The organism is Streptomyces sp. NPDC111516, assembly GCF_055635345.1.
On sequence record NZ_JBVKBV010000004.1, the window covers coordinates 417,186 to 430,122 of the forward strand.

A 12,937-nucleotide genomic window follows, 5' to 3' on the forward strand; every position below is an offset into this window, starting at 1 on the left:
GGTGCTTGTCCCCGCCCCTCCTCCTTCCCGTAACCGGGGGCACCGCCCCCGGACCTCCCCTCCGTTCCTCGATCGCCGGAGGGGCTTGATTCTGCCGGGCGCCCGCAATCGACCCCGGCGCCCCCCTCTCAACCCTGCTCCGCGTTCGGCCCCTTCAGTCCCTGCAGGGTCAGCATCAGCAGTCGCCCCGCCAACTCCGGGTCGTCCGGCGACTGCTCCGCGGCCAGCGCGATCGCGTTCGTCAGCTGCATCAGGTCGTCGATGGAGACATCCGCCCGCACTGCCCCGCTCGCCTGCGCCCGCGCCAGCAGCACCGAACCCGCCTCGCGCAGCGGCACATTGCACCGCGACAGTGCCGAAGTCTCGTCCCGTGACGTCGACATGAGCGCCTGGGCGAGCCCGCGGTACTCACCCGCATGGGTGATGATCGCGCCCAGCCACTCCACCAGCCCCGCACACGGCTGCTCCGCCCCCGCGAGTTCACGGGAACGGTCGATCAGGGACGTCAGGGCCTCCTGGAAGACGGCGCTCATCAGCGCGTGCCGGTTCGGGAAGTGCCGGTACAGCGTGCCGATCCCCACGCCCGCACGTCGCGCGATGTCCTCCAGGGACGCATCCGTGCCGTGGTCCGCGAACGCGGTACGGGCCTCACCCAGCAGCCGGTCGTAATTGCGGCGCGCATCGGCGCGCATTTGCCGGGCCGGCGTCTGTGCCGTGCTCATCGACATTGCGCAGTCCTCCCTTTTTCCGCCCCAGGGTCCAGGATGCCATTGCGAATGCGGAGGATCCCTCCGCACCGACGCAAGCCCAAAGGAGTGAAGCACCCGGTTGCCGGACAGCCGAAACGGGGCCCCTGCGGAGTCGGGCGACTCCGCAGGGGCCCCGGTGGAACGCGGGTACCGCTCGATCAGTCCTTGATCTCGCAGATCACGGCGCCGGAGGAGACCGAGCTGCCGACCTCGGCGACCAGTCCCTTGACGATGCCCGCGCGGTGCGCGTTCAGCGGCTGTTCCATCTTCATGGCCTCCAGGACGACGACGAGGTCGCCCTCCTGGACCTGCTGGCCCTCCTCGACGGCGATCTTGACGATGGTGCCCTGCATCGGGGACGCCAGCGTGTCGCCGGAGGCCGCGGAGCCGGCCTTCTTCGCCGCGCGGCGCTTGGGCTTGGCGCCCGCCGCGAGGCCCGTACGGGCCAGGCTCATGCCCAGCGACGAGGGCAGCGAGACCTCAAGACGCTTGCCGCCGACCTCGACGACCACGGTCTCGCGACCGGCTTCCTCCTCCGCCTCCACGTCGGCGGCGGCGGTGAAGGGCTTGATGTCGTTGACGAACTCCGTCTCGATCCACCGGGTGTGGATCCGGAACGGGTCGCTGGTGAACGCGGGGTCGGCGACGACCGCGCGGTGGAACGGAATGGCGGTGGCCATGCCCTCGACGTTGAACTCGGCCAGCGCGCGCGCCGCCCGCTGCAGCGCCTGCTCACGCGTGGCGCCGGTCACGATGAGCTTCGCCAGCAGCGAGTCCCAGGCGGGGCCGATGACGGAACCGGACTCCACGCCCGCGTCGAGGCGGACGCCGGGGCCGGTCGGCGGGGCGAAGACGGTGACGGTGCCGGGGGCGGGGAGGAAGCCGCGGCCGGGGTCCTCGCCGTTGATCCGGAACTCGAAGGAGTGCCCGCGCACGGCCGGGTCGTCGTAGCCGAGCTTCTCGCCGTCGGCGATGCGGAACATCTCGCGTACGAGGTCGAGGCCGGTGACCTCCTCGGTGACCGGGTGCTCGACCTGGAGGCGGGTGTTGACCTCCAGGAACGAGATGGTGCCGTCCGTGCCGACGAGGAACTCCACGGTGCCTGCACCGACGTAACCGGCCTCCTTGAGGATGGCCTTCGACGCCGCGTACAGCTCCGCGTTCTGAGCCTCGGACAGGAACGGCGCGGGGGCCTCCTCGACCAGCTTCTGGTGGCGGCGCTGGAGCGAACAGTCACGGGTGGAGACGACGACGACGTTGCCGTGCTGGTCGGCCAGGCACTGCGTCTCGACGTGGCGCGGCTTGTCGAGGTAGCGCTCCACGAAGCACTCGCCGCGGCCGAACGCCGCGACGGCCTCACGGACCGCGGAGTCGTACAGCTCCGGGATCTCCTCCAGCGTGCGGGCCACCTTCAGCCCGCGGCCGCCGCCACCGAAGGCGGCCTTGATCGCGATCGGCAGCCCGTGCTGCTTCGCGAACGTCACGACCTCGGCCGAGCCCGCGACCGGGTCGGGCGTACCGGCCACCAGCGGGGCGCCGGCGCGCTGCGCGATGTGCCGGGCGGCGACCTTGTCGCCGAGGTCGCGGATCGCCTGCGGCGGCGGGCCGATCCACGTCAGGCCCGCGTCGATGACGGCCTGGGCGAAATCGGCGTTCTCCGACAGGAAGCCGTAGCCGGGGTGGATCGCGTCCGCCCCGGAGTCCTTGGCAGCCTGGAGCACCTTGGCCATGTCCAGGTAGCTGGCGGCCGGGGTGTCACCGCCCAGGGCGAATGCCTCGTCGGCCGCGCGTACATGCAGAGCGTCGCGGTCCGGGTCGGCGTAGACGGCCACGCTCCCGATCCCGGCATCCCGGCATGCCCGAGCAACACGGACAGCAATTTCGCCACGGTTGGCGATGAGCACCTTGCGCACGATGGCTCCCTCCTTGAAACAAGCTGAGTTTAGGGACTACCGACACGGCCCTACGACCCGTCCCCACTGGTGAGCTTGCCCACACGGAGTGTGATTCGAGGCTTGCTCAAGTCGCGAAATCCCTTGTGGCACCACGGTACGCCGGGATCCATGACCGCACAGTAGCCACGAGGTGTGGTCCAGGTCTCTGTTCGTGCAAGCAGCCACGCCGGGTGATTCTTTGTGGAGTCCCCACTAATGGGCGAACGATTCTTTGCCCGACGCACGAGAGTCGTGGTCAGGAGGGCGCGGGGAAGGCGCGCAGGGGGCGCGTCGGCGGTGCGGGGCGGGGCAAAGGGCGTCGGAACCCTTGTCCCGCGCGTTACCGGTTAGTAGGGTCCGCGCTATCGCACGTACTGCAGGTAACAGGGGGTGAGCACCGTGGTGCGCAGACCGGTGGCGTTCGTGGCCGCGATCGTGCTGTTCGTGGAAGCCGTGGGCATCGTGCTCATCAACGGCATCCTGGCGACGGTCGTCAAGAACCAGGACATGTCACTGGCCGGGCTGGAACCCGGCGCCATGTCCGGCGGCACCTGGGCGATGGGCGGCGTCTTCGGCCTGTATCTGCTGCTGTGCGGGCTGGCCCTCCTGCTGACCGGCATCCGCGACCGGGCGCCCGGCCGGGTCGGCCGCATCGCCCTCATCACCTGCGCCGTGGTGCACGGGGTGCTGGGCGCGCTGACCGTGGGACTGGTCGGCTGGGCGGCGTTCGGATTCATGATGGTGGTGCTCGGGCTGATCGTGCTGACGCTGGTGGCGTACGGCCCCCGCCCCGGACCCGAGACCGTCCGGCCCGTGGATGACGCCGAACCGAATGCTCCGGCCCCGATCTGACCCGTACGGTCCGACGGAGCGGGCCTGACCCGTACGGTCAGGCGCTCACCCGGTCAGGCCCATTCGGTCCCGCTCATCCGGTCCCGCTCAGACCCAGAGCTCGGTGACGGAGACCCCCAGCTCGCCCAGCAGCCTGCGCAGCAGCGGCAGCGAGAGCCCGATGACGTTGCCGTGGTCGCCCTCGATGGAGTCGACGAACGGTGCGGACCGGCCGTCCAGCGTGAAGGCGCCCGCGACGTGGAGCGGCTCGCCCGAGGCCACGTAGGCGGCGACCTCCGCGTCCGTCGGTTCGCCGAAGCGGACGGTCGTGGAGGCGGTCGCCGAGGCCGTGCGTCCGGTCACGGTGTCGATCACGCTGTGGCCGGTCCGCAGCACCCCGGCCCGGCCACGCATGGACTTCCAGCGGGCGATGGCCTCCTCGTCGTCGGCCGGCTTGCCGAGCGCCTCGCCGTCGAGTTCGAGCACCGAGTCGCATCCGATGACCAGGGCACCCGCCGCCTCCGGCCGGCCGGCCACCGCGGCGGCCTTGGCCTCGGCGAGGACGAGCGCCAGCTCGGCCGGCGTCGGGGCGCCGAGCGCGTCCTCGTCCACCCCGCTGACGATCACCTCGGGCGAGAATCCGGCCTGCCGCAGAAGACCGAGACGGGCGGGGGAAGCGGAGGCGAGCACGAGACGGCGCTGATCAGTCATACGCGCCATCGTAGAAGGCGATCGTGGAAGGCAGGGGCGGAGCCGCTGTCACGGTGCCCCTCACCGCGTCCCGAGCACGAACATCGCGACCACCATCGCCAGCGCCAGCACCAGCCCCGCGCGCCGCATCATGTCCTGGGCGTCGCGCAGTTCCTTCGGCGGCTTGTTCTCGGGGTCGGACCACAGCATGGGACCGATCCTGCTGCGCAGGCGTATGCCGCGCCTGAGTACGGGTACTCAGGCGCCCTGGTGCGTACGGACCAGAATCGGGCCGGGACGCACCGGAGGCCCCGGCCCGTACGGACCGGGGCCTCCGGAAAGCGCGTGCGGCAGGACAGGGCCTAGCCGGGCCAGTACGTCCGCGCCCAGGCCCGCGGCCCCGGCAGACGGCGCTCACGCCGGGCGATGCGCCCAGGGTCGGACCACTGACCGGGCGGCGCCGACGTGAGGGACGGTGTGCCGGACGACATCGCGGACGTCGCCGCGCGTGCCCGGACCACCGCCAAGGCGGCAGCCAGCTCCTCAGGGGTCGGGTTGCCCCGTACGACCTTGATCATGGCCAGGACCCTTTCTAGAGGGGGATGTTGCCGTGCTTCTTCGGGGGCAGCGATTCCCGCTTCGTACGCAGCTGGCGCAGCCCCTTCACGATGTGCGCGCGGGTGTCGGACGGCAGGACCACCGCGTCGACGTAGCCGCGTTCGGCCGCGACGTACGGGTTGAGCAGCGCGTCCTCGTAGTCGGCGATCAGCGCGGCGCGGGTGGCTTCCGCCTCGGCGGGGTCCGTGACGGCGGCGATGGTGCGGCGGTGCAGGATGTTCACCGCGCCCTGCGCGCCCATGACGGCGATCTGTGCGGTCGGCCAGGCCACGTTGATGTCGGCGCCCAGGTGCTTGGAGCCCATCACGTCGTACGCGCCGCCGAACGCCTTGCGGGTGATCACCGTGATCAGCGGGACGGTCGCCTCCGCGTAGGCGTAGATCAGTTTGGCGCCGCGGCGGATGATGCCGCCGTACTCCTGGTCGACGCCGGGCAGGAAGCCGGGAACGTCGACGAAGGTCAGCACGGGCACGTTGAACGCGTCGCAGGTGCGGACGAACCGGGCCGCCTTCTCGCTCGCGTTGATGTCCAGGCAGCCCGCGAACTGCATCGGCTGGTTGGCGACGATGCCGACCGGATATCCCTCGACGCGCCCGAAGCCGGTGATGATGTTCGGCGCGAACAGGGCCTGGGTCTCCAGGAATTCGCCGTCATCCAGCACGTGCTCGATGGCGGTGTGCATGTCGTACGGCTGGTTCGCCGAGTCCGGGATGAGGGTGTCGAGCTCGCGGTCCTCGTCCGTGGTGGTGAGGTCGGCCACCTCCGGGAAGGCCGGTGCCTCGGAGAGGTTGTTCGAAGGGAGGTACGACAGCAGCGACTTGACGTACTCGATGGCGTCCTTCTCGTCGCCCGCCATGTGATGCGCCACGCCGGACGTGGTGTTGTGGGTGCGGGCGCCGCCGAGCTGCTCGAAGCCGACGTCCTCACCGGTGACGGTCTTGATGACGTCGGGGCCCGTGATGAACATGTGCGACGTCTGGTCGACCATGACGGTGAAGTCGGTGATCGCGGGGGAGTAGACCGCGCCGCCCGCGCAGGGGCCGACGATCAGCGAGATCTGCGGGACGACGCCCGAGGCGTGCACATTGCGGCGGAAGATCTCGGCGAACAGACCGAGCGCGGCCACGCCTTCCTGGATGCGTGCGCCGCCGCCGTCGTTGATGCCGATGACCGGGCAGCCGGTCTTCAGCGCGAAGTCCATCACCTTGACGATCTTCTCACCGTAGACCTCGCCGAGCGAGCCGCCGAAGATGGTGAAGTCCTGCGAGTAGACGCAGACGGGGCGGCCGTCGACCGTGCCGTAGCCGGTGACGACGCCGTCTCCGTAGGGGCGGTTCTTCTCGATGCCGAAGCTCGTGGAACGGTGCCGGGCGAACTCGTCGAGCTCCACGAAGGAGCCCTGGTCGAGCAGCAGGTCGATCCGCTCGCGCGCGGTCAACTTGCCTTTCGCGTGCTGCTTCTCGACCGCGCGTTCGGAGCCCGCGTGTGTCGCTTCGTCGACGCGGCGCTGCAGGTCCGCGATCTTGCCCGCGGTGGTGTGGATGTCGATCTCTTCCGGCTCGGACATCGGGTGGCGGCTCCCTGCCTGGTCACGGGGGACGACTGTGCGGCTGATCAGTTGCTGAAAACCCACTGATCAGGTACTGAACACCTACTGATCCGTAGCGTATCGGCGTCGATCCGGTTCGGCAGTGCGTCGTTTACCACACCTAGTCTGGCTTGCATGACACCTTCGGATGCGCATCAAAGCCGCTGGTCGGACCTCGACCGGCCGCCCCTGAACGTCCCCGCCCTGCGCCGCGGGCTGCTGCGGCCGGGCGGACTGTGGACCTCGCTCGACGTCGTGGAGACCACCGGGTCCACCAACTCCGACCTTGCCCGGCGAGCGGCGGAGGGCCTCGCCGAGGGAGCCGTGCTGGTCGCCGAGGAGCAGACCGCCGGCCGCGGTCGGCTGGACCGGACCTGGACTGCTCCGGCCCGTTCGGGCCTGTTCTTCTCCGTCTTCCTGGCGCCGGGCGACATCCCCGTGCGGCAGTGGGGCTGGCTGCCCCTGCTCGCCGGCGTCGCGACGGCTACGGGCCTGGCGCGTGCTGCGGGCGTCGACACGGCCCTGAAATGGCCCAACGACCTCCTGGTGACCATCCCCAAGGGCTCCGACAAGCTCCGTCCAGGGGAGACCCCACTCAAGGGCTCCGACAAGCTCCGTCCAGGGGAGACCCCACTCAAGGGCTCCGACAAGCTCCGTCCAGCGCAGACCCCACTGGGCGAGGAACGCAAGGCAGGCGGCATCCTGGCCGAGCGAGCCGGGAACGGTGTCGTCGTGGGCATCGGCCTCAACGTCTCCCTGCGTGCCGACGAACTCCCCGCCCCCACGGCCGGCTCGCTGGCCCTGGCCGGCGCGGTCTCCACCGATCGGGACACGCTGCTGCGCGGCGTACTGCGCTCGCTGGAGCACTGGTACGTCCAGTGGCGCGCGGCGGACGGCGACGCGGCGGCGAGCGGCCTGCAGGAGGCGTACGCGGCGGGCTGCGCGACCCTGGGCCGGACGGTGCGGGCCCAGCTCCCCGGCGACCGCACGCTCACCGGCGAGGCCGTGGCGATCGACAGCGACGGCCGCCTGATCCTGTCCACCGACGACGGCCTCCAGGAACCCGTGTCCGCGGGCGACATCGTGCACCTGCGGGGGCTCGGGGGCGGCCTGACGTGAGGGGCGGGTCCATCGCGGTGTGCGTGTGGTTCCCCCGGGGCCGTCCGGTTGCCGTTCTGTCCTCGATCACCGGACGGGCTGAAAATCACCCACGAGACCGTGCCCTCCTGGCCCCCCACCGGCAGAAACCCACCACGCCCCTGGCTCACCCGGGAACATTCCCGGAGACCATGGGGACGTGAGCCACGGCACACCTGCCGTATCGTTGAGGCGATCCACCGACAGATCGGCAGGGCAGTGCGCAGGGAACGGGCAGGAGGCGGCTGGTGACCGTCGACGACACGACCTCCGGCGCGGGCGCGGAGCCCCCGCCAGAACCCTCGGTCCACCCGACACCGCATCACGACGTCGACCACACGGCGGAACCGACCGACGATCCCCTCGCGATCCGGCTCGAACAGCTGATCCTGGGCGCCGACCGTCGCTACACACCGTTCCAGGCGGCCCGTACCGCCGGCGTCTCGATGGATCTGGCATCCCGGTTCTGGCGGGCCATGGGCTTCGCCGACATCGGGCAGGCCAAGGCGCTCACGGAGGCCGATGTGCTGGCGCTGCGCCGGCTCGCCGGCCTCGTCGAGGCGGGGCTGCTCAGCGAGCCGATGGCGATCCAGGTCGCCCGGTCCACCGGGCAGACCACCGCCCGGCTGGCGGAGTGGCAGATCGATTCCTTCCTGGAAGGGCTGACCGAGCCGCCCGAGCCCGGAATGACCCGCACCGAGGTCACGTACCCGCTGGTCGAGCTGCTCCTCCCGGAGCTGGAGGAGTTCCTGGTGTACGTGTGGCGGCGCCAGCTCGCCGCCGCCACCGGCCGGGTCGTGCAGGCCGCCGACGACGAGGAGATGGTCGACCGGCGCCTCGCCGTCGGCTTCGCCGACCTCGTCGGGTTCACCCGGCTGACCCGGCGGCTGGAGGAGGAGGAGCTCGGCGAACTGGTCGAGGCGTTCGAGACCACCTGCGCCGACCTGGTCGCCGCCCACGGCGGCCGGCTCATCAAGACCCTCGGCGACGAGGTCCTCTTCGCCGCCGACGACGCCGGCACCGCGGCCGAGATCGCGCTGCGCCTGATCGAGGCGATGACCCAGGACGACACGATGCCCGCGCTGCGGGTCGGCATCGCGTTCGGCACGGTCACCACCCGAATGGGCGATGTCTTCGGTACGACGGTGAACCTCGCCAGTCGGCTGACCTCGATAGCGCCGAAGGACGCCGTGCTGGTGGACGGTGCGTTCGCCCAGGAGCTGACCCGCACCGGCGACGCCCCGGCCTCCGAGGCGCAGGCGGCGGAGGAGGCCGCGATCGCGGAGAAGGAACGCCAGGACGGCGTGGAGCCGGTGTCCGTGCCCAGGTACCGCTACGGGCTGCAGCCGATGTGGCAGCGCCCGGTGCGCGGCCTCGGCGTCGTGGAGCCCTGGCTGCTGGCGCGCCGGGGCACGTCCTGAGCCCGTTCCGAACCCACCGCCGACCGCTCGTCACGCACGGCCCGGAGGCCACCCGACAGGCTCTCACCCGGGACCCTGTCCGAGGCGCCCCATAGGATCCTTCCGGTAACGATCGTTAACCGGAGGGGTGCAGTCATGACCGTCACGTCCGAGCAGCGGTTCGGGGAATTCGTCGTCGTGCGGGTCCACGAAGGGCAGGAACACGTCGCCGAGCTGGTCCTCGACCGGCCCAAGGCGATGAACGCGGTGTCCACGGAGATGGCCCGCTCGATCGCCGCCGCCTGTGCCGCGCTCGCCGCCGACCCGGGCGTACGGGCCACCGTCCTCACGTCGAGCCACGAGCGGGCCTTCTGTGTGGGCGCGGACCTGAAGGAGCGGAACTCCTTCACCGACGCCGACCTGTTGCGCCAGCGCCCCACCGCCCGCGCCGCCTACACCGGCGTGCTCGAACTGCCGATGCCGACGATCGCGGCCGTGCACGGCTTCGCGCTCGGCGGTGGATTCGAGCTGGCCCTGTCCTGCGACCTGATCGTCGCGGACCGCACGGCCGTGGTGGGCCTGCCCGAGGTGTCCGTCGGTGTCATCCCGGGCGGCGGCGGTACGCAGTTGCTGCCGCGGCGGATCGGTGCGGCGCGCGCCGCCGAGCTGGTCTTCACGGCCCGGCGCGTGGAGGCGGCCGAGGCGCGCGACGCGGGGCTGGTCGACGAGCTGGTGGAGGCGGGGCGGGACCGCGAGGCCGCGCTGGCGCTCGCGGGCCGGATCGCCGCCAACTCCCCGGTGGGGCTGCGGGCCGCCAAGCGGGCGCTGCGGCTCGGTCACGGCCTGGATCTGCGGGCGGGTCTCGAAGTCGAGGACGCCGCCTGGCGGTCGGTGGCCTTCTCCGGCGACCGGGCCGAGGGCGTGGCCGCGTTCAACGAGAAGAGGAAGCCGAACTGGCCCGGCGAATGACGCCGGGTGTTCAAAGGGACACGCAGTGGACACCCGTGATATCTCAAACTGATCAAATCACCGCAAATCTACATAAGCTGTAGCGATGGGTGGTGATGATGCGCGCCTGCGGGCCGTGGTTTCGCTTGCGCAGATGATGGCGGCGGCGCACACGCCGCGGGGGTCGTGGCGAGCGGCTGCGCTGGGGGCGTGCGAGGCGTTGGGCGGCAGCTTTGCCGCGCTCTCCGTGTGGGAGCGCGGGCCAGGGCGGCTGCGCGTGCTGGTGAACGCGGGCGAACGGGCCGAAGGGGAGGAGGAGTTCCCCGAGGAGGAGACGTACCCGGTGCACCAGTTCCCGGAGATCACCGAGTTCCTGCACGAACGGTGGGCCGGCGGCGGTGAACCGGACGCCTGGGTGGAGACCGCCGACGGCGCGGTGGAGGGGATGCCGGGCGCCGAGATGTGCGGGTACGGCCGCGAGTACGGCCGGCAGCGGGTGGCCGCCCTGCGCCGGCGCGGGCGTGGCTGCTGCGTGGTCGCGCCGATCGTGCTGCACGGGCGGGCCTGGGGCGAGCTGTATGTGGCCCGCCCGGTGGGGGAGCCGGTGTTCGGGCGGGCGGACGCGGACTTCGCGACCGTGCTGGCCTCGGTCGTCGCCGCCGGGATCTCCCAGACCGAACGGCTCGAAGAGGTCCGCAGGCTCGCCTTCACCGATCCGCTCACCGGGCTGGCCAACCGCCGTTCCGTCGATGTGCGGCTCGACGAGGCGGTGGAGCGGCATCGGGCGGACGGCGCGGTGGTCAGCCTCGTCGTCTGCGACCTCAACGGTCTGAAGCGGGTCAACGACACTCACGGCCACGCCGTCGGCGACCGTCTGCTGGAACGTTTCGGCTCGGTGCTGTCCCGCTGCGGTGCCATGCTGCCCGGCGCGCTCGCGGCCCGGCTCGGCGGCGACGAGTTCTGTCTGCTCGCGGTCGGCCCGGAGTCGGACGACGTGATCCGGGTGGCGACCGAACTCTGCGACCGGGCGGCCGAGTTGGAACTCGGAGACGGGGTGGCGTGCGGGATCGCGTCGACCGGCGATCCGATCGGCCCGGTGGTGTCCGCGCGGCGGCTGTTCCGGCTGGCGGACGCGGCTCAGTACCGGGCGAAGGCGGCGCGCTCCACGGAGCCGGTGGTGGCAGGGCAGGACAGCGAGGTGATCCGGCTGGCCGACGCGCCGCCCAGGTCCCCGCACGACCGCCGTCACCTGCGCGGCAGCCGCCCCTGACCGCGTGACCGGACAGGCCGTAAGGGGCCGACCGTACGACCTTCTGGTGACATGACGGGATTCGTCCGTACGCTTCTGCATGTGGATATGCACACCGTTGTGGTCGGGACGTCCGGTACGACCGCCCGGGACGTCATCGCCGTGGCCCGCGGCAATGCCCGCGTCGAGCTCTCCGCGGCCGCCGTGGGCGCGCTCGCCGCCGCCCGCGAGATCGTGGACGCGCTCGCCGCCGAGCCCGAACCGGTCTACGGCGTCTCCACCGGCTTCGGGGCGCTGGCCGCCCGGTACATCGGCCAGGACCTCCGCGGCCGGCTCCAGCGCAACATCGTCCGCTCGCACGCCGCGGGCATGGGCCCGCGGGTCGAGCGCGAGGTCGTTCGCGCGCTGATGTTCCTGCGGCTGAAGACGGCCGCCTCCGGGCACACCGGTGTACGGCCCGAGGTCGCACAGACCATGGCCGACGTCCTCAACGCGGGCATCACCCCCGTCGTCCACGAGTACGGCTCGCTCGGCTGCTCCGGCGACCTGGCCCCGCTCGCCCACTGCGCCCTGACGCTGATGGGTGAGGGCGACGCGGAGGGCCCCGACGGCACCGTGCGTCCCGCCGGCGAGCTGCTCGCCGCCCATGGCATCACCCCGGTCGAACTGCGCGAGAAGGAGGGCCTCGCCCTCCTCAACGGCACCGACGGCATGCTCGGCATGCTCGTCATGGCCCTCGCCGACCTGAAGAACCTGTACACCTCGGCCGACATCACCGCGGCCCTCTCCCTGGAGGCGCTGCTCGGCTCGGACAAGGTGCTCGCCCCGGAACTGCACGCCATCCGCCCGCACCCGGGCCAGGGCGTCAGCGCCGACAACATGCTGCGGGTCCTCGCCGGTTCCGGCCTCACGGGGCGGCACGCCGAGATCACGGGCGCCGCGCCCCGCGTGCAGGACGCCTACTCCGTGCGCTGCGCTCCCCAGGTCAACGGCGCCGGACGCGACGCCCTCGACTACGCCGCGACCGTCGCGGACCGCGAACTCGCCTCAGCCGTCGACAATCCCGTCGTGCTGCGAGGGGGTACCTCCCGGTCGAGCGGAGCCGAGAGCGGGGGAGGCCGGGTCGAGTCCAACGGGAACTTCCACGGCGCCCCCATCGCGTACGTACTCGACTTCCTGGCGATCGTCGCGGCCGACCTCGGTTCGATCACCGAGCGCCGCACCGACCGGTTGCTGGACAAGAACCGTTCGCACGGGCTGCCGCCGTTCCTCGCCGAAGACCCCGGTGTGGACTCGGGCCTGATGCTCGCCCAGTACACCCAGGCCGCCCTGGTCGGCGAGATGAAGCGGCTCGCGGTCCCGGCCTCGGCCGACTCGATCCCGTCCTCCGCGATGCAGGAGGACCACGTCTCCATGGGCTGGTCGGCGGCGCGCAAGCTCCGTACCGCCGTCGACAGCCTCGCCCGGATCGTCGCCGTCGAGCTGTGCGCGGCGACCCGCGCCCTCGAACTGCGCGCCGCCCAGGGCCTCACCCCCGCGCCCGCCTCGCGAGCCGCCGTCGAGGCGCTGCGCGCGGCGGGTGTCGAGGGGCCGGGACCGGACCGCTTCCTGTCGCCGGACCTGGCCGCGGCGGACGCGTTCGTACGGGCGGGCAGGCTGGTCGCGGCGGTCGAGCCGGTGACCGGACCGCTGGGCTAACTTGATCTTTAACCTCGGGGTCCGAACGGTTCGTCGTACTTGATCACTCGGATTGGTAACTGCGGTGCACGCAGGCGGCCTTCGGCCGAGCATGT

At 71.5% G+C, this 12,937-nt stretch carries 12 protein-coding genes; 6 read left to right on the plus strand and 6 right to left on the minus strand.

Going from position 1 to position 12,937, the window contains the following annotated elements:
• Positions 1 to 128 precede the first annotated feature (128 nt).
• Together ACZ7L9_RS12210 and ACZ7L9_RS12215 are read right to left on the minus strand one after the other, a co-directional pair.
• Positions 129 to 728 carry a TetR/AcrR family transcriptional regulator gene (locus tag ACZ7L9_RS12210; protein ID WP_471414640.1) on the minus strand — a complete coding sequence of 200 codons (600 nt, stop codon included), beginning with the start codon at positions 726 to 728 and terminating at the stop codon, positions 129 to 131.
• A gap of 179 nt (positions 729 to 907) precedes the next feature.
• Complete coding sequence (locus tag ACZ7L9_RS12215) at positions 908 to 2,662, minus strand: acetyl/propionyl/methylcrotonyl-CoA carboxylase subunit alpha (RefSeq protein WP_471414643.1); 1,755 nt, start codon at positions 2,660 to 2,662, stop codon at positions 908 to 910.
• A 411-nt stretch (positions 2,663 to 3,073) separates the two neighbouring features.
• Here ACZ7L9_RS12215 and ACZ7L9_RS12220 point away from each other — a divergent pair, with 411 nt between their 5' ends.
• Positions 3,074 to 3,535: a hypothetical protein gene (locus tag ACZ7L9_RS12220; RefSeq protein ID WP_471414645.1), complete on the plus strand. Its 462-nt coding sequence runs from the start codon at positions 3,074 to 3,076 to the stop codon at positions 3,533 to 3,535.
• 87 nt (positions 3,536 to 3,622) lie between these two features.
• Here ACZ7L9_RS12220 and ACZ7L9_RS12225 read toward each other — a convergent pair whose 3' ends face one another.
• The 4 genes from ACZ7L9_RS12225 to ACZ7L9_RS12240 all read right to left on the minus strand — a co-directional run bounded on the left by ACZ7L9_RS12225 (position 3,623) and on the right by ACZ7L9_RS12240 (position 6,389).
• Positions 3,623 to 4,234 (minus strand): nucleoside triphosphate pyrophosphatase, encoded by a 612-nt coding sequence (locus ACZ7L9_RS12225; RefSeq protein ID WP_471414646.1) that lies wholly within the window; start codon positions 4,232 to 4,234, stop codon positions 3,623 to 3,625.
• Positions 4,235 to 4,285: 51 nt separating this feature from the next.
• A complete protein-coding gene (gene mmpB / locus ACZ7L9_RS12230; RefSeq protein WP_093900106.1) occupies positions 4,286 to 4,414 on the minus strand; it encodes a morphogenic membrane protein MmpB in 129 nt (42 codons plus the stop codon).
• A gap of 152 nt (positions 4,415 to 4,566) precedes the next feature.
• Entirely contained in the window at positions 4,567 to 4,782 is a 216-nt protein-coding gene (locus ACZ7L9_RS12235; protein WP_471414648.1) for an acyl-CoA carboxylase epsilon subunit, read from the minus strand.
• A 14-nt stretch (positions 4,783 to 4,796) separates the two neighbouring features.
• Positions 4,797 to 6,389, minus strand: a complete 1,593-nt coding sequence (locus ACZ7L9_RS12240) for an acyl-CoA carboxylase subunit beta (RefSeq protein WP_471414650.1) — start codon at positions 6,387 to 6,389, stop codon at positions 4,797 to 4,799.
• Positions 6,390 to 6,545: 156 nt separating this feature from the next.
• On the opposite strand from ACZ7L9_RS12240, the gene ACZ7L9_RS12245 reads away from it, so the two are divergent.
• The 5 genes from ACZ7L9_RS12245 (at position 6,546) to hutH (ending at position 12,842) form a co-directional block, all read left to right on the plus strand.
• The gene (locus ACZ7L9_RS12245) at positions 6,546 to 7,529 is read left to right on the plus strand and encodes a biotin--[acetyl-CoA-carboxylase] ligase (protein ID WP_471414652.1); all 984 of its coding nucleotides are present in this window, start codon (positions 6,546 to 6,548) and stop codon (positions 7,527 to 7,529) included.
• Between the two features lie 266 nt (positions 7,530 to 7,795).
• Entirely contained in the window at positions 7,796 to 8,968 is a 1,173-nt protein-coding gene (locus ACZ7L9_RS12250) for an adenylate/guanylate cyclase domain-containing protein (protein ID WP_471414653.1), read from the plus strand.
• 135 nt (positions 8,969 to 9,103) lie between these two features.
• On the plus strand, positions 9,104 to 9,916 hold the full coding sequence (locus ACZ7L9_RS12255; RefSeq protein ID WP_471414655.1) for an enoyl-CoA hydratase/isomerase family protein: 813 nt from the start codon (positions 9,104 to 9,106) through the stop codon (positions 9,914 to 9,916).
• 85 nt (positions 9,917 to 10,001) lie between these two features.
• Positions 10,002 to 11,165: a GGDEF domain-containing protein gene (locus tag ACZ7L9_RS12260; RefSeq protein ID WP_471414658.1), complete on the plus strand. Its 1,164-nt coding sequence runs from the start codon at positions 10,002 to 10,004 to the stop codon at positions 11,163 to 11,165.
• Between the two features lie 87 nt (positions 11,166 to 11,252).
• Positions 11,253 to 12,842: a histidine ammonia-lyase gene (hutH, locus tag ACZ7L9_RS12265; protein ID WP_471414696.1), complete on the plus strand. Its 1,590-nt coding sequence runs from the start codon at positions 11,253 to 11,255 to the stop codon at positions 12,840 to 12,842.
• Positions 12,843 to 12,937: the final 95 nt, after the last annotated feature.

Coding starts and splice junctions, on each gene's coding strand:
- ACZ7L9_RS12210 (WP_471414640.1), bottom strand. CDS start 728: ATGTCGATGAGCACGGCACAGACGCCGGCCCGGCAAATGCGCGCCGAT.
- ACZ7L9_RS12240 (WP_471414650.1), bottom strand. CDS start 6,389: ATGTCCGAGCCGGAAGAGATCGACATCCACACCACCGCGGGCAAGATC.
- mmpB (WP_093900106.1), bottom strand. CDS start 4,414: ATGCTGTGGTCCGACCCCGAGAACAAGCCGCCGAAGGAACTGCGCGAC.
- ACZ7L9_RS12260 (WP_471414658.1), top strand. CDS start 10,002: ATGGGTGGTGATGATGCGCGCCTGCGGGCCGTGGTTTCGCTTGCGCAG.
- ACZ7L9_RS12255 (WP_471414655.1), top strand. CDS start 9,104: ATGACCGTCACGTCCGAGCAGCGGTTCGGGGAATTCGTCGTCGTGCGG.
- hutH (WP_471414696.1), top strand. CDS start 11,253: ATGCACACCGTTGTGGTCGGGACGTCCGGTACGACCGCCCGGGACGTC.
- ACZ7L9_RS12235 (WP_471414648.1), bottom strand. CDS start 4,782: ATGATCAAGGTCGTACGGGGCAACCCGACCCCTGAGGAGCTGGCTGCC.
- ACZ7L9_RS12225 (WP_471414646.1), bottom strand. CDS start 4,234: ATGGCGCGTATGACTGATCAGCGCCGTCTCGTGCTCGCCTCCGCTTCC.
- ACZ7L9_RS12245 (WP_471414652.1), top strand. CDS start 6,546: ATGACACCTTCGGATGCGCATCAAAGCCGCTGGTCGGACCTCGACCGG.